This is a genomic window from Curtobacterium salicis (assembly GCF_011759505.1).
Classification (GTDB): Bacteria; Actinomycetota; Actinomycetes; order Actinomycetales; family Microbacteriaceae; genus Curtobacterium; species Curtobacterium salicis.
This window is the reverse complement of sequence record NZ_JAAOYO010000003.1, coordinates 136,440-157,164: the sequence shown is the minus strand read 5'-3', so window position 1 is coordinate 157,164 and position 20,725 is coordinate 136,440. Positions and strand designations below refer to the sequence as shown.

General features: G+C 72.6%; 23 protein-coding genes. 11 read left to right on the top strand and 12 right to left on the bottom strand.

Translation table 11 applies throughout. The features are described from left to right. The first annotated feature begins 99 nt into the window (after positions 1–99). The 3 genes from E9228_RS09260 (at position 100) to E9228_RS09250 (ending at position 3,169) form a co-directional block, all read left to right on the top strand. Positions 100–1,407 carry an ice-binding family protein gene (locus E9228_RS09260; RefSeq protein WP_166780306.1) on the top strand — a complete coding sequence of 436 codons (1,308 nt, stop codon included), beginning with the start codon at positions 100–102 and terminating at the stop codon, positions 1,405–1,407. Positions 1,408–1,566: 159 nt separating this feature from the next. Beyond that, a complete protein-coding gene (locus tag E9228_RS09255; protein WP_166780305.1) occupies positions 1,567–2,313 on the top strand; it encodes a histidine phosphatase family protein in 747 nt (248 codons plus the stop codon). Next, positions 2,306–3,169, top strand: a complete 864-nt coding sequence (locus E9228_RS09250) for an NAD(P)H-hydrate dehydratase (protein WP_166780304.1) — start codon at positions 2,306–2,308, stop codon at positions 3,167–3,169. Before E9228_RS09255 ends, E9228_RS09250 begins: the two co-directional genes overlap by 8 nt. 163 nt (positions 3,170–3,332) lie before the next feature. Here E9228_RS09250 and E9228_RS09245 read toward each other — a convergent pair whose 3' ends face one another. Further along, a complete protein-coding gene (locus tag E9228_RS09245; protein WP_166780303.1) occupies positions 3,333–4,187 on the bottom strand; it encodes a hypothetical protein in 855 nt (284 codons plus the stop codon). Between the two features lie 26 nt (positions 4,188–4,213). Beyond that, entirely contained in the window at positions 4,214–4,651 is a 438-nt protein-coding gene (locus E9228_RS09240) for a YdeI/OmpD-associated family protein (RefSeq protein WP_166780302.1), read from the bottom strand. Positions 4,652–4,839: 188 nt separating this feature from the next. On the opposite strand from E9228_RS09240, the gene E9228_RS09235 reads away from it, so the two are divergent. Genes E9228_RS09235 through E9228_RS09220 form a run of 4 tightly spaced genes read left to right on the top strand, consistent with a single transcriptional unit; the run spans position 4,840 to position 8,997 of the window. Then, entirely contained in the window at positions 4,840–5,982 is a 1,143-nt protein-coding gene (locus E9228_RS09235) for an ABC transporter substrate-binding protein (protein WP_166780301.1), read from the top strand. Positions 5,983–5,987: 5 nt separating this feature from the next. Next, on the top strand, positions 5,988–7,013 hold the full coding sequence (locus tag E9228_RS09230) for an ABC transporter permease (protein ID WP_166780300.1): 1,026 nt from the start codon (positions 5,988–5,990) through the stop codon (positions 7,011–7,013). After that, a complete protein-coding gene (locus E9228_RS09225; protein ID WP_166780299.1) occupies positions 7,010–7,930 on the top strand; it encodes an ABC transporter permease in 921 nt (306 codons plus the stop codon). Before E9228_RS09230 ends, E9228_RS09225 begins: the two co-directional genes overlap by 4 nt. Continuing rightward, positions 7,927–8,997, top strand: a complete 1,071-nt coding sequence (locus E9228_RS09220; protein WP_166780298.1) for an ABC transporter ATP-binding protein — start codon at positions 7,927–7,929, stop codon at positions 8,995–8,997. The genes E9228_RS09225 and E9228_RS09220 overlap by 4 nt, the downstream gene beginning before the upstream one ends. A gap of 128 nt (positions 8,998–9,125) precedes the next feature. Here E9228_RS09220 and E9228_RS09215 read toward each other — a convergent pair whose 3' ends face one another. Continuing rightward, positions 9,126–9,605 (bottom strand): NUDIX hydrolase, encoded by a 480-nt coding sequence (locus tag E9228_RS09215; RefSeq protein WP_166780297.1) that lies wholly within the window; start codon positions 9,603–9,605, stop codon positions 9,126–9,128. 73 nt (positions 9,606–9,678) lie between these two features. Here E9228_RS09215 and nagB point away from each other — a divergent pair, with 73 nt between their 5' ends. Then, entirely contained in the window at positions 9,679–10,464 is a 786-nt protein-coding gene (nagB, locus tag E9228_RS09210; RefSeq protein WP_166780296.1) for a glucosamine-6-phosphate deaminase, read from the top strand. An 81-nt stretch (positions 10,465–10,545) separates the two neighbouring features. Here the strand turns inward: nagB and E9228_RS09205 are convergent, their stop codons facing one another. Further along, positions 10,546–11,715, bottom strand: coding sequence for a MalY/PatB family protein (locus tag E9228_RS09205; protein ID WP_166780295.1), 1,170 nt, complete (start codon positions 11,713–11,715; stop codon positions 10,546–10,548). A 211-nt stretch (positions 11,716–11,926) separates the two neighbouring features. Here E9228_RS09205 and E9228_RS09200 point away from each other — a divergent pair, with 211 nt between their 5' ends. Further along, positions 11,927–14,407 carry a GH92 family glycosyl hydrolase gene (locus tag E9228_RS09200; RefSeq protein WP_341849851.1) on the top strand — a complete coding sequence of 827 codons (2,481 nt, stop codon included), beginning with the start codon at positions 11,927–11,929 and terminating at the stop codon, positions 14,405–14,407. An 89-nt stretch (positions 14,408–14,496) separates the two neighbouring features. Here E9228_RS09200 and E9228_RS09195 read toward each other — a convergent pair whose 3' ends face one another. Beyond that, the gene (locus E9228_RS09195) at positions 14,497–15,159 is read right to left on the bottom strand and encodes a peroxiredoxin-like family protein (RefSeq protein WP_166780294.1); all 663 of its coding nucleotides are present in this window, start codon (positions 15,157–15,159) and stop codon (positions 14,497–14,499) included. Positions 15,160–15,304: 145 nt separating this feature from the next. On the opposite strand from E9228_RS09195, the gene E9228_RS09190 reads away from it, so the two are divergent. Beyond that, positions 15,305–15,529 carry a hypothetical protein gene (locus tag E9228_RS09190; protein WP_166780293.1) on the top strand — a complete coding sequence of 75 codons (225 nt, stop codon included), beginning with the start codon at positions 15,305–15,307 and terminating at the stop codon, positions 15,527–15,529. A gap of 67 nt (positions 15,530–15,596) precedes the next feature. Here E9228_RS09190 and E9228_RS09185 read toward each other — a convergent pair whose 3' ends face one another. The 5 genes from E9228_RS09185 to E9228_RS09165 form a co-directional block, all read right to left on the bottom strand. Then, entirely contained in the window at positions 15,597–15,899 is a 303-nt protein-coding gene (locus tag E9228_RS09185) for a hypothetical protein (RefSeq protein WP_166780292.1), read from the bottom strand. 71 nt (positions 15,900–15,970) lie between these two features. Next, positions 15,971–17,125: an N-acetylglucosamine-6-phosphate deacetylase gene (nagA, locus tag E9228_RS09180; RefSeq protein WP_166780291.1), complete on the bottom strand. Its 1,155-nt coding sequence runs from the start codon at positions 17,123–17,125 to the stop codon at positions 15,971–15,973. Beyond that, on the bottom strand, positions 17,122–17,529 hold the full coding sequence (locus tag E9228_RS09175) for a YrdB family protein (RefSeq protein WP_166780290.1): 408 nt from the start codon (positions 17,527–17,529) through the stop codon (positions 17,122–17,124). The genes nagA and E9228_RS09175 overlap by 4 nt, the downstream gene beginning before the upstream one ends. A gap of 8 nt (positions 17,530–17,537) precedes the next feature. Continuing rightward, on the bottom strand, positions 17,538–18,407 hold the full coding sequence (gene purU, locus E9228_RS09170; protein WP_341849850.1) for a formyltetrahydrofolate deformylase: 870 nt from the start codon (positions 18,405–18,407) through the stop codon (positions 17,538–17,540). 4 nt (positions 18,408–18,411) lie between these two features. Then, positions 18,412–18,873, bottom strand: a complete 462-nt coding sequence (locus E9228_RS09165; RefSeq protein ID WP_166780289.1) for a MarR family transcriptional regulator — start codon at positions 18,871–18,873, stop codon at positions 18,412–18,414. Between the two features lie 96 nt (positions 18,874–18,969). Here E9228_RS09165 and E9228_RS09160 point away from each other — a divergent pair, with 96 nt between their 5' ends. Further along, complete coding sequence (locus E9228_RS09160; RefSeq protein WP_166780288.1) at positions 18,970–19,845, top strand: NmrA family NAD(P)-binding protein; 876 nt, start codon at positions 18,970–18,972, stop codon at positions 19,843–19,845. Between the two features lie 96 nt (positions 19,846–19,941). Here E9228_RS09160 and E9228_RS09155 read toward each other — a convergent pair whose 3' ends face one another. Together E9228_RS09155 and clpS are read right to left on the bottom strand one after the other, a co-directional pair. Then, complete coding sequence (locus E9228_RS09155) at positions 19,942–20,418, bottom strand: DUF2017 family protein (RefSeq protein ID WP_166780287.1); 477 nt, start codon at positions 20,416–20,418, stop codon at positions 19,942–19,944. Continuing rightward, on the bottom strand, positions 20,415–20,702 hold the full coding sequence (gene clpS / locus E9228_RS09150) for an ATP-dependent Clp protease adapter ClpS (protein ID WP_110903463.1): 288 nt from the start codon (positions 20,700–20,702) through the stop codon (positions 20,415–20,417). The genes E9228_RS09155 and clpS overlap by 4 nt, the downstream gene beginning before the upstream one ends. Positions 20,703–20,725 lie beyond the last annotated feature (23 nt).

Genomic DNA, 20,725 nt, shown 5'->3' with positions numbered 1-20,725 from the left:
CCTGATCAGGGCGCATCGAGCGCATACTGCCGAGACGGAGATCATGCGGACGTCGTCGACGGTCGCACTGTGCCTCTCCCTCGCAGTCAGGTGCCCTCCATGGCCACGTCCCCGTTCCTCCGCAGAGTCCTGACGGGTGGCGCCGCGCTCGGCATCTCGGCGTCGCTCGTCCTCATGGCGTCGTCCGGTGCCTCCGCCGCCACCGAGATCGACGGGCCTGTCAAGCTCGGGACCGCTGCGACCTACGCCGTGCTGGGGACCAGCGCCATCTCGAACACCGGGACGTCCGTGGTCAACGGTGACGTCGGAGGCCCACCGGCTGCATCCATCACCGGGTTCGACCAAGCGGTCGTCACGGGCACCGTCCGGACCGAGTCAGACGCCGCCCCCGCCGTGCGGGACGCCCGCACGGCGTACAACACCGCTGCGTCCCTGACGCCGAACGGCGTCGATGTGACCGACCTCGACAACCGCGCACCGCTCGTCCCAGGGGTCTACTCCGGTGGCGCGCTGAACCTGTCGGACAACAGCACCCTGACGCTGAACGGCGACGCGAAGTCGACCTGGGTGTTCCAGGCGGCGTCGACGTTGAAGGTCGGGACGAACAGCAAGATCCTCATCACCGGTGGCGCGAGCTCGTGCAACGTCTTCTGGCAGGTCGGCAGTTCCGCGACCATCCAGACCAGTTCGCAGTTCCAGGGCACCGTCCTCGCGAACACCTCCGTGACGGCGGTCACCGGAGCGACGGTCCAGGGACGGCTGCTCGCACTGAACGGCGCCGTGACGCTCGACACGAACACGATCACCCCGGCGCAGAGCTGCCCGCCGCCCACGACGCCCCCGACGCCCGTCGCTCCGACGATCACCTCCGGGACCCCCACCGACGCGACCACCGGCCAGCCGTACAGCTACACGGTGACCGCGACCGGGACGCCGACACCGACCTTCACCGCCACGGGCCTGCCGGACGGGCTGACGATCGACAGCACCACCGGGGTCATCTCCGGTACCCCGACCGCCCCGGGTTCCTCGACCGTGACGATCACCGCCTCGAACGGCACCGGACCGGCCGACACCCAGGTCGTCACGGTCAGTGTCGTGACACCCACGCCGACCCCCACGCCGACACCGACGCCGACGCCGACACCGACGCCGACCGTGCCGGCTCCCTCGCCGACGCCCACCACCCCGGCACCCCGCCCGACGCCGACCACCCCGGCCGGCACGACCCCGACCGACAGCCCGACCGCCGTCGGCATCGGCACGGGCAACGGCCGGACCCCCACCGGGACGCTGGCCTTCACCGGCAGTGACCCGACGGTCCCGCTCGGCATCGCCGGCGTGCTGCTGGCAGCCGGTATCGTCCTGACCGTCGTCGCCCGCCGTCGTCGCGCAGCCCGCGTCTGACACCGGGTCACACCACCCGCACCACACACGGCACCGCTCGTCTCCGGACGGGCGGTGTCGTGTGCTGCGTGCCCTGGCCGTGAGTGGCTGCCCGGCGATGCCTGCCCGGCGGCGCCCGCCCGTGAACCGGTCCAGCGCCTCCCGGCTAGCGTCACGACCATGGCCGTCACCGAGATCTGGCTCGTCCGTCACGGCGAGTCCACCGCGAACGTCGCAGCAGCCGAGGCCGAAGCCGCAGGCGCCGACGTCATCGAGGTCGACCACCGGGACGCCGACGTCCCGCTGAGCCCCCTCGGCGAGGAGCAGTCCCGGGCGCTCGGCGCCGAACTCGCCGAACGCGGAGTCGACGACGTGCCCGTCGCGCTCTGGGTCTCGCCCTACCGCCGAGCACAGCAGACCATCGGCATCGCGCTCGAGGCCGGCGGCCTCACCGAACCCCCGCGCCGCGTCGACGAACGTCTGCGCGACCGGGAACTCGGCGTCCTCGACCGACTCACCCGCACCGGGTCCGCGAACCTGCACCCCGACGAGGAGCAGCGGCGCCAGTGGCTCGGCAAGTACTACCACCGGCCGGCCGGCGGTGAGTCCTGGGTCGACGTCATGCTCCGACTGCGCACGCTCTTCGCCGACGTCGACCGCATCGAGGACACCGACCGTCTGGTGATCGCCGCCCACGACGCCGTCGTCATGCTCGCCATCGCCGTGTGCCTGGACCTCGACGAGCCCGAACTCATGGCCTTCGCCGAGGACCACACGGTCGCGAACGCCTCGCTCACCCGACTCCGCCGCGACGCCCTCGGCGGTCCGTGGACGCTCGAGGAGTTCTCCGGCACCGGACACCTCGACGAGGACCCCGGCGCCACGGTCACCGAACACGAAGGCCGGAAGGACGACGCCCGTGTCTGAACCCACCCCCGTCACCCCGAACCTGCTCCGCGAGTGGCCCCTGCCCGAGGTCGGCGGCAGCAAGTACGGCCGCGGTCAGGTGCTCGTCGTCGGCGGCGCCGCGAAGACGCCGGGCGCCGCGATGCTCTCCGCCACCGCAGCCCTCCGTGTCGGCGGGGGACGTCTGACGCTCGCCGTCGCCGAGAGCGTGGCCCTGCACGTCGCGGTCGCCCTGCCCGAGTCCGGCGTGCAGCCGCTCGCCCAGGACGACGGCGGCCACGTCGCGGTCGGTGCGATCCAGAGCCTGACGGACGACCTCGGGTCCGCGGACGCCGTGCTCGTCGGGCCCGGGCTCGACGAACCCGAGGGCAGCCGCGACCTCGTCGCCGGCCTCGCCGCCGCGGTCGGCGACGAGACGGTCGTCGTCCTCGACGCCTTCGCGCTCGGGGTGGCCGCCGACCTGGTCGACGAACTCGCACCGCTCCGCGGCCGACTGGTGATGACGCCGAACTCCGGCGAGGCCGAACGGCTGCTCGGCCGGGACTGCTCCGACGACCACACCGACGCGGCCGAGATCGCCGGACGCTTCGGGGCGGTCGTCTCCCTCGGCGGGATCATCGCCGCTCCGGACGGTCGCGCCTGGGCGAAGGGCACCGGCGCCGGGGGCCTCGGCACCAGCGGTAGCGGCGACGTCCTCTCCGGCGCCATCACCGGACTGCTCGCCCGCGGCGCGGACGTCGCGCAGGCGAGCGTGTGGGCGACCCAGGTGCATGCCGCCGCAGGGGACCGACTGGCGGTGCAGGTCGGGCCGATGGGCTACCTGGCCAGCGAACTGCTCGGCGAGATCCCGCGCGTCCTGGTCGAGTTCGGCGCCTAGACCCCCGTCCTCAGCGTTGGCAGGTGGCGACGATGCTGGTACCGTTTCGAGCAGGAGATCGGTGCAGGCCGCTTCCGGATCACGACCGGAATCCCCACAGAAACGCGGAGACCCAGGTGCAAGTCCTGGCACGTAGCTCAACGAGTAGAGCCCCGTTTTGCCTTCAGCACTCGCGGCGACGAGCGAGTTCGGATTCGACTTCGGCGCGGGCGAGCCTCAGTGGCCCGTAGTGATGACGAGCGAACCCATGGCACTTCCGCAGCACCGTGGCAGCATGCCCCGCTTGCGGGTGCTCGGTCAATGCGTCGTCGACCGCCTCGCGGATCCAGTGGTCTCGCGGAAGCCCGATCTGCAGCAGACCGTTGCACGCTCGATCGATCGCCTTGGTGACGGCGAGCGCCAGCAGCATCTCACCGTGGCCCAGCCGGAGGACGTCGCCCTTCTCCAGTCGTGTGGGATCGCTCCCCGAGGCCTTCGTCCAGGCCGACACCGCGGCCGGGGACAGGGCGGACACGGCGTCCACGAGACCCTGGTCCATCCGACCGCCGTCGTGGATGACCGCGTTCCGCATCCTGCGCAGGACCGCCAACTGCTCGAGGGGCAAGCCGTCGATACGCGACCCGCACGCCAGCTGCAGCGCCTCGTGCTGCCCGGCTGACGGCGTCTCTCGAGCTCGTCGGCGTGAGATGAGTCCGGCGTCCGCAGCCATGCCCAGACAGGTCTTCAGGGAGTCCTCGTGGAGCGCGAGGACGTAGGCGATGCTCATCGCGCCGAGGTGGACGTCCGCCTCGGCGAGGATGTCGCTCGCTGCCTCGGCCGTGAGGTTGAAGCGGCGGATGTGCGGCACGTTCGGGTACACCTCGGGCAGGAGCCGGTCGGAACCGCGGTTCAGCTGGAGGAGGTGGTTCGAGAGCTGCGCGCCCGCGAGGAGCCCCATGAGGGCGTTGCTGGCTTCGACTCGGAGGGCTTCGTAGCGGCGGTAGGCGCGGAAGCGGACCACCCCGAGCGGTACTGGCATGTGGTACATCATGCCAGTCGACACGGTCACCCGCGGAGCGACTCGACCGCCTTCTCGACCCGCCGCGCGCGGGTCTCCGGCGCCTTCGCCTGCTCCACCGGGTCCACGAGTGCCCGCTGCCGTGAGGCCGACAGCGCGTCGAACGCGGCGCGGACCCCGGCGTCACCGAACGCCTGCGCCAGGTCCGCGGGCACGTCGACCGTGCGGGGGAGCGCGTCCACCTCGAGCGACACCGTCACGGTCTGCCCGGCGACGATGCCGGAGGCGGTCCGGTGCTCGGCGGACAGCGGCACGAGGAACTGTCCACCCATCACGCCGACCGTCGAGCGGTAGGTGTAGCCACCGTCGATGGTGACCACCACGGCCGGGCGCTTGCCGGAGCCCAGCGCCTCGATCACCTCGGGCGGGACGGGCAGCCCGGTGGCGTTGACCCGCGCCTGCAGGACGGTCGTCGTGAACTCCATGCGGGCCTCCCGGCTGCTCGATCACCCGGCTGGTGGCGATCACGCAGAACCGTACAGGCGCACGCGCTGTTCTGCCACCGTTCACCGTTCGAGCACGGACCGGAAACCGGCCGCGTCCACGATCGTCCCGACCGGCGCTCCCAGCCGGACCGGCCCGACGGGCCGGACCCGAAGACGGAAGGCACCCCGTGCACCACAAGCGCATCGTCACCGGACTGGCCCTCGCCGCAGCGGCCGTCGTCACCCTCGCCGGCTGCTCGGCCACGAGCTCCGCCTCGACGAGCAGCGGCGACGCGGACTGGAAGACCGCCACAAGCGCGCAGGGCGCCGGCGGGATGGACGCCCTGGTGAAGGCCGCGAAGGCGGAGGGGCAGCTCAACGTCATCGCGCTGCCGCCGACCTGGGCGAACTACGGCAAGATCATCGACGGCTTCACGAAGAAGTACGGCATCACGATCAACTCCGCCAACCCGAACGGGTCGAGCGCCGAGGAGGTCGCCGCCGCGAAGTCGCAGAAGGGCCAGGACACCGCCCCGGACGTGTTCGACCTCGGCAACGCGGTGCTGCAGCAGAACCTCGGTCTCCTGACGGACTACAAGGTCGCGAACTGGAGCGACATCCCCACGGACCTGAAGGAGAAGGACGGCGCCTGGACCCGTGACTACACGGGACTGATGTCGATCGGCTACGACTCGTCGAAGATCTCGGACGCCCCGAAGGACCTGAGCGACCTGCTCGGCTCCGAGTACAAGGGCAAGGTCTCGATCGCCGGTGACCCCACCCAGGCGAACCAGGCCGCCAGCGCGGTCTACCTCGCGGCGCTCGAGAACGGCGGCTCGGCCGACGACATCACGAAGGGCGTCGACTACTTCGGCAAGCTCAAGCAGGCCGGCAACTTCCAGAACGTGCTGCCGTCGCAGGCCACGGTCGCCTCGGGTGAGACCCCCGTCGTCGTGCAGTGGTCCTACAACAACCTGGCCTGGGGCCCGGCAGCCGGTGCGTCGGGCAACAAGAACTGGAAGACGGTCGTCCCCGAGGGGCAGGCGCTCAGCTCGTACTACTCGCAGGCGATCAACAAGGACGCCCCGCACCCCGCGGCCGCCCGCCTGTGGCAGGAGTACATCGCCAGCCCAGACGCCCAGAACCTGTACCTGCAGGCCGGCGCCTTCCCGTCGACCCTCGCCGCGCTCGAGAAGTCGGGCAAGGTCGACGAGGACGCGCTGCAGGCCGCCGGTGGTGCGCCGAAGGACTCCGTCGAGCTGACCGACGCCCAGGTGACCGCGGCCGCGAAGGTCCTGGCGGCCAAGTGGTCGTCCACGATGGGCTCCTGAGCAGCATGACCACCGCATCGGCGCCCGGCACCGCCGGAGTCCCGGCCGCCGGAGTCCCGGTCGCCGGGGTCCCGACCGCCGGGGTGCCCGCCGCCACGCTCGTCACGAGCGAGCAGGCGACCGCGACCCGCGCGAGCGTGCCAGCCGATGCCACCGCCAGCCGCGGCGCCGGACCCCGCGTCCGGCGCCGCGGCGGCATCGCGTGGCTCGGCCTCACCCCGTTCGCCGCGTACGTCCTGCTCTTCCTCGCCGTCCCGGCGGTCATCGCCGTCGGATCCGGGTTCTTCGACGCGTCGGGCCACCTGACGCTCGCGAACCTGACCGCGTTCCGCGACCCCAGCGTGCTGCGGGCCTTCGGTGGCTCGTTCGGGCTGTCCGCGGCCTCCGCCGTGATCGGTGCCGTGGTCGGTGCGCTCGTGTGCTGGGCGCTCGCCGCGCTCCGGCCGGACGGCATCGTCCGTTCGATGATCGACTCCGCCGCCAGCGTGCTGGCCCAGTTCGGCGGCGTGATGCTCGCGTTCGCGTTCATCGCGACGATCGGTACCCAGGGACTCGTCACGGCCTGGCTCGTGTCCACGTTCCACTGGGACCTCAACGCCGACGGAGCCTTCCTGTACACGGTGCCCGGCCTGGTGATCCCCTACGTCTACTTCCAGGTACCGCTCATGGTCCTGACGTTCATGCCCGCACTCGAGGGCGTCAAGACCCAGTGGGGCGAGGCCGCCGCCACGCTCGGGGCCTCGCGCCTCACCTACTGGCGCCGTGTGGCCCTGCCCGTGCTCGCGCCGGCGTTCTGGGGATCGCTCCTGCTGCTGTTCGCGAACGGGTTCTCGTCGTTCGCGACCGCCGCGGCGCTCATCTCGCAGGGCGGCATCGTCCCGTTGACGATCCGCGCGCAGCTCACCAGCGAGACGATCATCGGCCTGCAGAACGTGGCCGGGGTCCTGGCCCTCGGCATGGTCGTCGTGATGGCGGTCGTGATGGGTGCGTACTCGCTGCTGCAGCGCCGCGCGGCCCGGTGGCAGCGATGAGCGCGGACGCGCCGGCTCGTCCGCCCCGTCCAGCCCGTCCGGCCCGTCCGGCTCGTCCGCCTCGTTCCGTCCGGACGGGAGGCCCGGCCCGCGTCCCGCAGTTCGGTGCGGCCCCGTCACGGGTCACCGCCGCGATCGTCCTGGTCGTCGTCGGACTCCTCTTCGCCGTGCCGCTGGTCGCGCTGGCCCAGTTCACGTTCCGCCAGGGCACCGACGGCAGCCTGACGACGGCGCACTACGCGGCCCTGGCGGACCCGGCGAACGCGGGCGCCTACCAGCCGGTGTTCGACGGCCTCGGGGCGTCGCTCCTCATCGCGGTCATCGCCGTCGCGATCGTCCTGCTCGTGCTCCTGCCCGCACAGGTCATCACCGCCCTGCACCATCCGCGGCTCCGACGCATCCTGGAGTTCGTCTGCCTGGTGCCGATCACCGTGCCGGTCGTCGTGCTCGTCGTCGGGTTCGTCCCGGTGTACCAGGTCGTCGCCCGGGTCTTCGGGTCCGGCGCCTGGACGCTGTCCTTCGCCATCGGCATCATCGCGCTGCCGTTCGCCTTCCGGCCGATCTCCGCCGCGATCACGGCGATGGACCTCATCACGCTGACCGAGGCCGCACGCTCCCTCGGCGCCTCGTGGTGGACGGTGACCTGGCGCGTGCTCCTGCCGAACCTGCGGCGGGGGATCCTCGCCGCGTGCTTCCTCACGATCACGGTCGTCCTGGGCGAGTACACCCTGGCGTCGTTCCTCTCCCGCACCACCTTCCAGACGGCACTGCTCCTCGTGCAGGGGACCGACCCGTACGTCGCAGCGATCTTCTCGCTCGGCGCCCTGGTCTTCGGCTTCGTGCTGCTCGTCGCCATCGGCCGGATCGGGCAGCGCCGCACGCGCGTCCGTCGACCCCACCCGAAGGACCCCGCATGACCACCACCGCACCCGCGGCCCCCGCGTCCCTCTCCGGCACCGGCGCGGTCGTCGAGCTCGACGCCGTCGAGAAGCGCTACGGCACCCACCGGGCACTCGCCGGCTTGTCCCTGCGCGTCGAGCCGGGTGAGTTCCTGTCGCTCCTCGGTCCCTCGGGCTGCGGGAAGACGACCGCGCTCCGGGCGCTCGCGGGGCTCGAGGCGATCGACGCCGGCGCGATCCGCATCGACGGCGAGGACGTGGCGAACACCCCCGCGAACAAGCGTGACATGGGGATGGTCTTCCAGCAGTACTCGCTGTTCCCGCACATGACGGTGCGACAGAACGTGGCGTTCGGCCTCGAGATGCGCAGGGTGCCGTCGACCGAGCGGAAGTCCCGGGTCATCGACGCGCTCGACATGGTGCACCTGGGCGACTTCGCCGACCGCTTCCCGCACCAGCTCTCCGGCGGGCAGCAGCAGCGCGTGGCCCTGGCTCGTGCCCTCGTCACCCGCCCCCGGGTGCTGCTGCTGGACGAGCCGCTCTCCGCCCTCGACGCCAAGGTCCGGGTGTCGCTGCGCGAGGAGATCCGCCGCATCCAGACCGACCTCGGCATCACGACGGTGTTCGTCACGCACGACCAAGAGGAGGCGCTCGCCGTCTCCGACCGGATCGCGGTGATGAACGCGGGCGACATCGAGCAGATCGGCACACCGGAGGAGCTCTACCGCTCGCCGAGGTCGGCGTTCACGGCGGACTTCGTCGGGCAGTCGAACCGACTCGGCGGGGACCTGCGCGGCGAGGACGTGTTCGTGTACGGGTTCCGGGTCCCCGCACTCGACCCCACCGTGGCGGACGGCCCGGTGCTCGCGTACGTCCGACCGGAGGACATCGCCTTCGCTCCCGAGGGCGTCACCGGCACCGTCGTCTCCTCGAGCTTCCTCGGGTCGATCCGGCGCACCACCGTCCGACTCGACGACGACACGATCGTCACCGTCCAGCACGAGGTCGGCGACCGGCGCACGTCGGGCGACCCCGTGGCGGTCCGGTTGCTCGGTGCCCCCGTGGCGGTCGCACCGCTCGTGTAGCCGCGACGGAGTTCCGCGCTGAGCGACGGTCCACGCGCGACCAGACGCGTGGACTGTCGCTGCGCCCGGAACGTCGGGGGACGCGGACGGGAGGCCCGTGGCGGCCTGGCACCGCGCCTCCCGGCCGGTCAGCGCTGGAAGCGCGCCGCGACCTCGTCCGCCAGGACCGCGTCGACCCGCCGGCGCATGTTCTCGGGCATGTCCGGGAGGCTCGTGACCGGCGCCCAGAACGCCTCGGTGTTCTCGCCGTCGGCCGGGTACGGGGCGCCGGAGACCCAGCGACAGGCGAAGACGAGGTCCATGTACTGGGCGCGGTCGCCGTTCGGGTAGGTCATCGGTTCGAGTGTCTGCACCCATGCGAGGCGTTCGGCGACGGCGACGACGTCGGCTTCTTCGAGGACCTCGCGCTCGGCGGCGACGGCCGGTTCCTCGCCCGGGTCGACGATGCCGGTGACCGGGGTCAGCGCACCGTTGTCGGCACGGCGGACCACGAGGAGTTCCCGGTCGTCGCCCTCGCCGCGGGTGACGACCGCGGTGACGCCGGTCAGCCAGAGCAGCTCGGTGCCGACCTTCTCGCGCAGGGACAGGACGAAGTCGGGGGTGGGCATGCCGCCACGCTACCGGGCGCTCCCGCTGCCGACGCCCCTGTCGCGCACTGGTCATGACCAGTAGGCTGACGGCGTGGAGATCATCATCCTGCCCACTCCGGCGGAGGTCGGTCGCGTCGCCGCGGCCAAGATCGCGTCGGTCGTCACGGAGAAGCCGTCCGCGGTCGTCGGACTCGCCACGGGGTCGAGCCCCGAGGGCATCTACGCCGACCTGCGGCGTCGCGTCGAGGCCGGCGAGCTGTCGTTCGCGCAGGCCCGCGGGTTCGCGCTCGACGAGTACGTCGGCATCCCGCTCGAGCACCCGGAGTCGTACGCCAGCGTCATCGCCCGCGACGTCGTCGGCCCGCTCGGCTTCGACCCCAGCCGGGTCCGCGTGCCGGACGGACGCGCCGGGGACCTGGCGTTCGCCGCGAAGGAGTACGACGCCGCGATCCGGGCGGCCGGCGGGGTCGACGTGCAGATCCTCGGCATCGGGGCGAACGGGCACATCGGGTTCAACGAGCCGACGTCGTCGTTCGCGTCCCGCACCCGCATCAAGACCCTCGCGCCGTCCACACGAGAGGCGAACGCCCGCTTCTTCGACTCGCCCGACCAGGTGCCGACGCACTGCATGACGCAGGGGCTCGGCACGATCCTCGAGGCCCGCGAGCTCGTCCTCGTCGCCCAGGGCTCGGCGAAGGCGGACGCGATCGCCGCCGCGGTCGAGGGGCCGCTGTCGTCGTTCGTGCCGGGTTCCGCGCTGCAGCTGCACGAGCACGCCACGGTCGTCGTCGACGAGGAAGCCGCCGCCGGCCTCCGTCTCGCCGACTACTACCGCTACACGTACGCCAACAAGCCTTCGTGGCAGCGCTTCGAGTAGCCCCCCGCAAAACGCAACGTCGGCGGTTCCTCGCAGCGGTACTCCGTTGCGTGTAGCCGCCGACGTTGCGTTTTGCGGGGGTCAGCGGGCGGCAGCCAGGCGCGTGAGCCCCTCGCGGAGGGTGTCCTCGGAGCAGCCGAAGTTGAGCCGGGCGTGCCCGATGCCCTGCCGCCCGAAGTCCCGCCCGTTCGACAGCGCCACCTTCGCCTCGTCCACCAGCCGGAGCGCCGGGTCGTCACCCCACGGCAGGGCACGGAGGTCGAGCCACGCCAGGTACGACGCCTGCGGCTGCCGGTACCCCGCCCCCGGCAACGCCGCCCCGAGCTCCTCGGCCAGGATCCGTCGGTTCGCCGCGAGTTCGGCGAGCAGCGACGCCAGCCACGGCCCGCCCTCGGAGAACGCGGCGACGCTCGCGGTGTACCCGAGGATCCCGGTGCGCTCGACGACCTCGGTCGGCATCCCGTCGAACCACGCCCGAGCCCGGTCCGAGGCACCGACCATCAGGGCGCACTTCGTCCCGGCCGTGTTCCACGCCTTGCTCGCGCTGGTCAGCGCGACCCCGAGTGCGGCGGCCTCCGGGCAGCAGTCGAGGAACGGCGTGAAGGTCGCGTCGGCGTGCACGAGCGGCGCGTGGATCTCGTCCGACACCACGACCGCGTCCCACTCCGCTGCGAGCCGGGCGAGTGCCACCAGCGACTCCCGGTCGTGCACCAGGCCGAGGGGGTTGTGCGGGTTGCAGAGCAGCACCGTCCGGGCGCCCTCGGCGAACGCCTGCCGGACGCCGTCGAGGTCCATCCGCCACCCGGCCGTCGTGTCGTAGGGGTCGGCGGTGCCGGCCGGGGCCAGGAGCGGCACCTCGGTGACGGACCCGCCCGCCTCGGTCACGTAGTCCCAGAACGGCGCGTACACGGGCGGCATGATGACGACCTGGTCGCCGGGCTCGATCACCCGGCGGAGTGTCTCGACCGCCGCGACGGAGACGTCGGTCGTGGTGCGCACCAGGTCCGGGTCGACCGCCCAGCCCCACCGGTCGGCGGCGAAGTCGGCGAACGCCTCGGGCAGCGCCCGGCCGTGCCCGACGTACCCGGTGGCCCCGTCGGTGACCGCTCGGACCAGGGCGTCCCGCACCGGTTCGGCGAGGGCACAGTCCATCTCCGCGACGAACATCGGCAGCACGTCCGCGTCGTACACGGTGTACTTCTCGCTCGTGCGGGTCCGGCGGGCATCGAACACGGAGACCATGACGCTCATGTGGGTCATCCTCGCAGGACGCACCGCAGCCGACCAGGGCCAGGCAACGACCAGCGCCAGCAACCGGCCAGGGCCGGCACCGACCAGGGCGGGCCGCCGACCAAGGCGGGCAGCCGACCAGGGCCGGCCCAGGCGACCACCACGTGAACACGACCCGACCGCTCCGTGACACCGCGTGCGTCCCCCGACCGAGGGGTCTACCGTCGCCCTCGTGAACCGCTCCCGCGTGCACCGTCGCCCGCCCTTCCGTCCGGTCCCGCTCGCCGCAGCGGCCACGATCGCCGCGCTGCTCGGCACCGGGCTGGTGACCGCCCCCGCAGCCCCCGCGACCGCAGCCCCCGCGTCCGCAGCCTCTACGACCGAGGCGAGCACGGCCTCCCGGCTCGTCAGGGACCCCGCCGCCTCGGTCGACCCGTTCATCGGGACCAGCCACGACGGCAACACCTGGCCGGGCGCGACCGCGCCCTTCGGGATGATGCAGTGGAGCCCGACCGGCACGACGGGCGACCAGACCTCGACCCCGGTCGCGAACGGCTACTCGTACGACGTCAACCGCCTGCGCGGGTTCAGCCTCACCCACCTCAACGGGGCCGGCTGCGCTCCCGGAGCCGCGGGCGACGTGCCGATCATGCCGATCACCACGCCGGTGACCGGCTCGCCGTCCGCCGACACGACCGACGCGGTCTACGCCGCCGGCTACTCCCACGACCAGGAGTCCGCGAGCCCCGGCCGCTACGCCGTCCAGCTCGACAACGGCGTCCGCACCGACCTGGCGGTCAGCACCCGCGCCGGCATCGGCGAGTTCCGGTTCCCGGCCGGGCAGGCCGCGAACCTGCTGTTCCGCACCTCGAACTCGATCAACGGCAGCGAGGCCGCCGACACCCGCGTCGACGCCCGCACCCGGACCGTCAGTGGCAGCGTCCTGACCGGCGGTTTCTGCAGCCGCCGCGGCAACGGAGGCGGCGCCACCAACCCCGACCGCCGCAGCTACTACCGCCTGTTCTTCACCGCCACCTTCGACCGCGACTTCACGACGACCGGCACCTGGAAGGACGGGACCGTCCAGCCGGGAGGCACGCACGCCTCCGGTGGGGAGGGCTACCTGACCGGCGCCGACCGTGCCGGACGCGGCTCCGGCGCATGGGTCGGCTTCGACGCGCGTCGCGGCGCCACCGTGCACGCCCGGATCGGCATCTCGTACGTCAGCGCCGCGGGCGCCGTCGCGAACCGCGACGCCGAGGTGCGGAAGCACGCGAGCGTCAGCAGTGTGGCGGCGGCGACCCGGGCCTCCTGGAACCGCGAACTGTCACGCATCCGGGTCGGCGGCGGCACCGCGGACCGGACCGCCCAGCTGTACACGTCCGTGTACCACGCGCTCATGCAGCCGAACACGTTGAACGACCGCGACGGACGGTACCTCGGGCCGGACATGCGGGTGCACCGCCTCGACCGCGGGCACGCGGCCGTCTACGGCACCTACTCCGGCTGGGACCAGTACCGGGCGCAGATCCAGCTGCTCGCGCTGCTGCGGCCGGACGTCGCCGGGGACATGGCGCAGTCGATGCTGCGGTTCGCCCAGCAGAACGGCGGGATCTGGGACCGGTGGTTGCACCTCGGAGCGCCGACGCACGTGATGACCGGCGACCCCTCGGCCGCGACCCTGGCCACCTGGTACGCCATGGGTGTCCGGAACTTCGACGTCCGTGCCGCCTACCAGTCGCTGCGGCACCAGGCCACGGTCCAGAACGCCGACGCGCTCAGCGACATCGGGTGCCCGGGGCAGTGCCTCGCGCAGCGACCCGCGCTCGACCAGTACCTGCAGCGGCAGTACGCGGCGAACGACGACTGCCACTGCTGGGGTGGTGCGGCCGAGACGCTCGAGGACTCGATCTCGGACAGCGCCCTCGGCTCCTGGGCCGCCGCACTCGGACTCCGCTCCGACGCCCGGATGTTCGCCGCGCGAGGTGCGTACTGGAAGAACACGTTCAACCCGGCCGTCGGGTACCAGGCCGCACGCCAGGCCGACGGGTCGTGGACGCCTGGGTGGACGCCGTCGACCGGCACCGGCTTCGCGCAGGGCACCAGCGCGCAGTACACGTGGCTCGTGCCGCAGGACGTCAGCGGCCTGTCCGCCGCCCTCGGCGGTGACGAGGCCGCGGTCGCCCGACTCGACGCCTTCTTCCACGACGCTTCCGGCGCCTTCGCAGTGACCGGCGGCGACGCGACGAAGTTCGACCCGACCAACGAGCCGGACATCCACACGCCGTGGATGTACAACGCGCTCGGCCAGCCGTGGAAGACGCAGGAGACCGTCCGCCGGGTCGTCGACGACGCGTACGGCACCGGGCCCGGTGGGTTGCCCGGCAACGACGACCTCGGCACGATGAGCGCCTGGTACGTCTTCGCTTCGATCGGCCTGTTCCCGCAGGCGCCGGGCCGCGCCGAGATGCTCATCGGCAGTCCGACGTTCAGCACGGTCGACATCCGTCGGGCGAGCGGGCAGCGGATCGTCATCCGGTCCTCGGGCACCGACCAGTACGTGCAGGGTGCCCGACTCGACGGTCGCACGCTGACGAAGTCGTGGGTGCCGGCCTCGTTCGTGAACCGCGGTGGCACGCTGTCGCTCCGGGTCGGATCGACGCCGGACACCGAGTGGGCGACCGCGCCTCGGGATCGGCCGCAGGACCGGTAGGCCGCGGGACCGGTAGGTCGCGGGCGGTCGGCCCGCGGCCCGGTCCGGGTCTCGGTCGTCCGCCGCTGCCGCTGCCGCCGCAGCTGCCGCTACCCGGCGACGCGCGTGATCGCGGCGAGGATCTCCGGCACCTCGGTCCGCGTCGTGTAGTCGACGTGCACGTCGGCGAAGCGCACGACCCGGTCCCCGTCGACCAGGAACACGGAGGGGAACGGGATCCCTGCGGTGTCGTCGGCGTTGCTGTCCGCGACGTCGAAGCCGAGCGCGGTGTGCGCCTCCCGGGCCGGGGAACTGGGCGCGGTGACGATGCCGAGCGCGGCCGCGAGCGCGTTGCCCGGGTCCGAGAGCACCGGGAACGCGAGCTCCCCGTTGGCGATCGCGAGCTCCGAGCCCTCCGGCGTCTGCGGCGAGATCGCGAGCAGTCGCACCCCGCGGGCCTCGAGTTCCGGCAGCAGGTCCTGCTGGTACGTCCGCAGCGTCAGGTTGCAGTACGGGCACCAGGCGCCGCGGTAGAAGACGATGACCGCCGGCTCGCCGCCGACTTCGGTGGCCAACGAGGTCGACGCGCCACTCGGGGTCAGGAGTGCTGCGTCCGGCACCTGGGTCCCGACGTCGGCGGCCCCGGTCGGCACCCCGGCCTCGCGCAGGTCAGCCTGCTCCTGGTCGAAGACGGCGCTGAGCTCGGGGCCGATCTGCGCGGTGAACCCGTCGTTGAACGTGGCGACCTGCTCGGCGAGGGACTGCTGGGGCATGGGGATCCTCCGGAGGGTCCGGCAGCGGGTCCACCGGTGTCCGGAGCCTATGCAGCGCGGTCGGAGTGGGGTCGCGGGGGCGTCATGCAGTGTCACGCAGCGGCCGAGGCGATCCGCTGCTCCGACCCGCGCTACTGTTCGTGCCATGCAGCGTCGTCGCCCCGTCACCCTCGTCGGCATGGTCGTCGTCGCCTGGGGGGTCGTGATGGTCGTGGTCGGCTGGTGCCGCAACGCGACCACCCCGGCGGGGGACATCGGAGCCGGTGCGCTGGTCCTCGGCGGGATGCTCGTCGTCCTGGTCGGACTCGTCGTGTGGGCGGTGCAGGGCGTCATCGCACAGCGCCGCGCCACCCGCAGCCAGGGTCGCTAGCGCCGCGCCACCCGCAGCCAGGGTCGCTAGCGCCGCGCCACCCGCCGCCAGGGCCGCTGGCGCCGGGTCAGGCGATCGGCTCGCGCGGGGCAGTGCTGCCGCTGTGTCGACGCCGGACGACCGCCCGGACCAGTGCCCACACCGTCGCGACGGCGAGCACGGTCGTCGCGACCGCGGCGATCTGTCCGACGAGCCGCGCCGTGGTCAGCGTCTCGTACTGGGACATGGTCAGGACCAGCTCGTCCGGGTACCGACCGGACCACGGGACGACCGGCAAGGGGTTGGCGGCCGCGGCGGCGACCGCGGTCACCACGGCAGCGAGGACGGTGGCGACCAGGGGCACCAGGATCACGAGTCGGGGTCGGGGCACGGCTCGACCATACCGACGTGCGGTCTCCTCGCCGACCCGTCGAGGAGCCGGGACGACCGGCAGGGCAAGGGCTACTGATCGAGCGGCTGTCCGCCGCCCCACACCCGCAGCACCTGGAGCGCCGGTGACAGCGCGACGAGGTCCGCCGCGTACCCCGGTGCGAGCCGACCGAACCGGTCCCCGAGTCCGAGGGCCCGGGCCGGCACGCTCGTCAGGGCCGCCACGGCGTCGGGGAGCGACTGCCCCGCGAGCTGGACCGCGTTCCGCAGGGCGACGTCCTGCGTGAGGGTCGAACCGGCGATCGTGTCCGTCCCGGCGACGCGGGCGACGCCGTCCGTCACGGTGACGTCGAGCGAGCCGAGCCGGTAGGGGCCGTCCGCCGCGCCCGCAGCACCCATCGCGTCCGTGATGAGCGCGACCCGACCCGGGGCGGCGCGCATCAGCATCCGCGCGGCAGCCGGGTGCACGTGCACCCCGTCGAGGATGAGTTCGAGGGTCACCCGCTCGTCCTCCACCGCGGCGCCGATCGGCCCGGGGCGACGGTGGTGCAGCCCCGGCATCGCGTTGAACGCGTGCGTCAGGACGGTCGCGCCGGCGTCGAACGCGGCACGTGCCTGCTCGTACGTCCCGACGGTGTGCCCGACGGCGACGGTCACCCCGGCGGTGACGAACCGGCGGACCGCGTCGAGCGCACCGGGCAGCTCGGGGGCGATCGTCACCTGGCGGAGGACACCCTCGCCGGCGGCGAGCAGCGCGTCGACGGCCGCGGGCGTCGGGGCGACGAGGAAGTCCTCGTTGTGGGCGCCCTTGTTGTCCGGCGACAGGAACGGCCCCTCGAGGTGCGCACCGAGCACGAGGGGGTCGGTCGCCATCACGTCGCGGATCCGACCGAGCGACCGCGCGAGTTCCGGCAGCGGGTTCGCGACGAGGCTCACCACCGACCGGGTGGTGCCGTGCGCGCGGTGTGCCGCCAGGGCTGCGCTGAAGTCGTCGTCCTCGTAGGCCTGGGTCGCGCCGCCGTGGCCGTGCAGGTCGATGGACCCGGGCACCAGGGTCGCGTCGCCGAGGTCCACGACGGCGTCGGCGTCCGGAGCGGCTCCCGTCCCGGCCTGGAGGATCGTGTCGCCGCCCACGAGCAGCCACGCGTCCGTCACGGGGCCGGCCACGTCGACCAGGCGGGCGGCACGGACCAGGGTGGTGCGTGCCTCCTGTGCGGTGTCGCTCATGCGGTCTCCCGGCGGAACGTGACGATCCCGCTCACCGCGGCGACGACGACGAACACGAGCCCGACGGCCGGGTGCCCGAGGGAGATCCAGGTGGCGCCGGCCGCGACGACGAGGGCGACCTCGACGATGGTCTTGCCGACGACGTCGGTCTCGATCGGCGAGTGCGGGGAGCGGAAGAAGTACCAGACCAGGGCGGCGAACAGCGGGGCGCCGACGATGAAGAACAGCGCCGGGAACGGGTACGGCCAGGTCAGGTACCCCCAGTAGGCCAGGGACAGCAGGCCGAAGGCGCAGACCAGGAAGCGGAGGACACCCCACGCGTCGACCCGTCGCTGCGGGGTCGCCGGGGTCGTCGGGACGTGGTCGTCGCCGGGGTCGACCGGGCTGCGGGGTGCGTCGCGCATGACGGGACCTACTTGAAGATGATCGTGCGGGCGCCGTCGAGGAGCACGCGGTCCTCGGCGATCCAGCGCACGGCCTGGGTGAGGGTGCGGGACTCCTCGTCCTGGCCGATGGACACGAGTTCGGCCGGTTCCTTCGTGTGGTCCACGCGGACGACGTTCTGCTCGATGATCGGGCCCTCGTCCAGGTCGCTCGTGACGAAGTGGGCGGTCGCGCCGATGAGCTTGACGCCGCGGGCGTGCGCTTGCCGGTAGGGGTTGGCGCCCTTGAACCCGGGCAGGAACGAGTGGTGGATGTTGACGGCTCGACCACGGAGTGCTGCGCAGAGCTCGGGGGAGAGGATCTGCATGTACCGCGCGAGGACGACGAGCTCGATGTCGTGCTCGTCGACCGCGTCGAGGATCCGCTGCTCCATCGCGGCCTTGCTGTCGGCGTCGGTGACGGGCCGGTGTTCGAACGGCACCGAGTAGAACGATGCGAGTTCGGCGAGGTCGGGGTGGTTGGCCAGCACGAGGGGCACGTCGATCGGCAGCTGACCGCCGCGCTGTCGGTAGAGCAGGTCGTTGAGGCAGTGCCCGGCCTTCGACACCAGCACGAGCGTGCGCATCGGGCGGCCGACGACGTCGAGCTGGACGCGCATGCCGTAGCGCTCGACGACCGGGGCCAGGGCCTCCTGGAAGGTCTGGCGGTCGACGGGCGCCATGACCTGCAGCCGCATGAAGAACGTGTTCGTGTCGGCGCTCGAGAACTGCTGCGACTCGGTGATGTTGCCCTCGGCGGCCACGACGGCCCCGGACACGGCGTGCACGATCCCCGGCTGGTCGTCGCAGACCAGCGTGAGGGTCCAGTGCGTGGGGTTCTCGGGCAGCGGGTCGGTCACCGGTTCAGGGTACCGGGGCGTCGACCGGGTCGCTGGCGTCACCGAGCAGGGGGCGGAGCGTCGTGACCAGGGCGCTGGTGTCCGCGTCGTCGCCGAACCACCGGTTGCTCGCGCGCACGACCGGGTACGCCCGGCCCAGCAGGTCGCGGCCCGCGGCTGTGAGTCGGATCCGGGAGAGCCGGCCGCGCCCGCGTTCGGCGCCGCGGTCGAGCAGCCCGCGGTCGTCGAGCCCGCTGACGAGCGGTGTCATGCTCTGCGGCCGGACGCCGACGGCCCGTGCGAGGTCGGCCTGACTGAGCCCGTCGGCCGCGGCGAGCTGGACGAGGACGCCGAACTCGACCGGGGTGAGGCCGAGCGGGTCCAGCTCCGTCGCCAGACGACGGGCGAGTTCGCGCGCGGCCCGGATCACGGTCCACGCGGCGATGGCGTCGACGTCGTCTCGCGTCGCTGAGAACTCCCGGGGCACCCGTCGATCGTACGGCGTACCGTTCAGTATCAGAAAGCTGATACCGAATGCCACGCGCCCAGACCCCGCGTGCACACCGCACGACCAGGAGGAACCATGAGCGACACCATCGCAGTCACCGGCGCGACCGGCGACGTCGGCGGCAAGTCCATCGAGATGCTGCACGCCGCCGGTGCCGACGTCCGCGCCGTCGTCCGCCGCCCCGACCAGGTCCGGACCTTCCGCGACCGCGGCATCGACGCCCGCCTCGCCGACATGGACGACGGCGAGGCCCTCACCACCGCCCTCGAGGGCGTCGACCAGCTGTTCCTCGTCACCGCGGCCACCGAACGCCAGGCGGAGCACGGCATCACCGCGGTCCACGCAGCCCGGGCCGCCGGGGTCCGCGCGGTCGTGCAGCTCTCCGGCGGGGACGCGGCCGAACACTCGTCGATGCCCTGGGCCAGCGCCATCTGGCGGATCGACCGCGCCGTCCGGGCCAGCGGCCTGGAACGGACGATCCTGCACCCGTCCGGCTTCATGACGAACCTGGTGCCCTCCGGACCCGCGATCCGCCGCGGGGTGTTCCCGCAGACCATGGGCGACGGTGTCATCGGGTGGATCGACACGCTCGACATCGCCCGCGTCGCCAGCACCGTCCTGCTGGCCGGCGTCCACCACGGCGACGAACCCGTCCTGACCGGGCCGGCACTGCTCGACGGTCGCGGCGTCGCCCGGGAACTCGCCACCGGATTGAGGCGTCCCGTGCACTACCTGCACCTGCCGAGCCGGGTCTTCGGCGGCATGCTCCGTCTGACCGGGATGCCCGGGTGGCAGGCCGAGGGACTCCGGCAGCAGTTCGGCGTGGTCGCGCGGCGCGGTCTCGACGGGGTCGACGTGCTCACCCACGAGGTCGAGCGGATCACCGGCACCCCGGCGACGCCGCTGTCCGGGTGGGCGCGGGCGCACCGGCGGGAGCTGCTGGGGCGCTGACGCGCGGGGTGCTGAACCGGGAGGCGACGGACGGGAGGCGCGGGACGGCCGTGTGGCGCGCCTCCCGTCCGTCAGACGCGCCCGTGGGGGACCCCGTCAGCGTGCGGAGATCGTGACGACCAGGTGCTCCTGCACGTAGCCGAGCCAGTCGTAGACGTCCCGCAGCCCGACGCTGCCGTCGTCCCCGTCCAGCCCGTTGTCGGCCGTCGCCCGGTCGACGATGCCGAGCCGGTCCGCGATCGTCAGCCGCAGGTCCGTCAGCGACCGGAGCCACGCCTGCTCGTCCGACCGGGTCAGCGCACCGTCGCGAGCACCCGTCAGCCACTCGTGGACGACGGCGGCGTTCGCGGACTTGGCGCTCCGCAGGTCCTCCTGCGTGTAGCGGCGGAACTCGGCGCTGGCCTCGTCGTCCTCCGGGTACGCGTCCGGGAACATCCGGACCGCCACCGGGTCCGTCGCCAGGTCGTGGTCGAGGACCTGGCGCAGTTGCTCGACCAGTGAGGTGAGGACGGCGCGCTCGCCGGAGGCCAGGCCGAGGTGCACGCCGTCGGCGCGGCGGACGAACGGGATCACGCGGCCGGGGCCCGGTCAACGGTCGCCTGCAGGCCGTACCCGTGCATGGCCTCCACGTGGCGTTCCATCTCCTCGCGGTGCCCGGTCGCGACGATCGCCCGGCCGTCGGAGTCGACCTGGTGCATCAGACGCTCGGCCTTCGCGCGGGGGAAGCCGAAGTAGGACTCGAAGACGTAGGTGACGTACGACATCAGGTTGACCGGGTCGTCCCACACCACGGTCGTCCACGGGACGTCCGCACGCACCGAGGTCCGCTCGTCGACGTCCGGACTCAGCATGGTCATGGAGTCAAGGGTGACACGAACCG